The sequence below is a fragment of the Vibrio sp. 2033 genome, from assembly GCF_033339735.1.
The window spans coordinates 1-566 of sequence record NZ_JAWOVC010000646.1; the positions used below are offsets into that span (position 1 = coordinate 1).

Here is a 566-nt window from a genome sequence, read left to right on the forward strand (position 1 = left end):
ATAAGCATGATGACAAGTTGATGAGGGTTTGCTGCTGCCGCTTGAGCATCGAGGTCGACTTGTTGGTATGAGTCGTAACCGGAGTCCATAAGCATGAGATCTTCTCCTAAAGCCTTAGCCAAACATTGACATGGTTTGGTTCATTTGGGTCATTAATGTATTCATTTGAGTGAATTGTTTTAGGTAACGCTTGTACGACATGTCGTACTTACGTTCTAAAGTGGTTTGTTTGTCTGAGAGGCGATCTAAGTTTGCTTGCAGCGCTTCTTTACGAGATTTGAACGCACCAGAAGAAAATTTAAGGAATGGTTCGGCCATGGCATCCATTGAGTCAAGTAATGCACCGTCGCCATTGAACATTGCTTCTAAGCCTGCACTGTTGTTTTTTTGTGCCTCTGCAAATTTTTCTTGGTCCACTTTCAATTTGCCATGGCGATCCAACGTTACGCCTATTTCGCTTAAGCGCATGCCGCCGTGTTCGCCTCGGACAAGGCTTGATAGTTGGCTTTCAATTGAGCGCATGGTTGGGTCGCTAGCTAGAACACCGCGTTTTTTATCTTCACTGC

1 protein-coding gene and 1 pseudogene are annotated in these 566 nt (G+C 44.9%); both read right to left on the reverse strand.

The window, feature by feature from the left end; genetic code table 11:
• Positions 1-95: pseudogene (locus R7P74_RS28265) on the reverse strand (flagellar export chaperone FliS); the annotation flags it as partial.
• A 19-nt stretch (positions 96-114) separates the two neighbouring features.
• A partial coding sequence (gene fliD / locus R7P74_RS28270) for a flagellar filament capping protein FliD (protein WP_318124001.1) occupies positions 115-566 on the reverse strand: 452 nt, incomplete at its 5' end.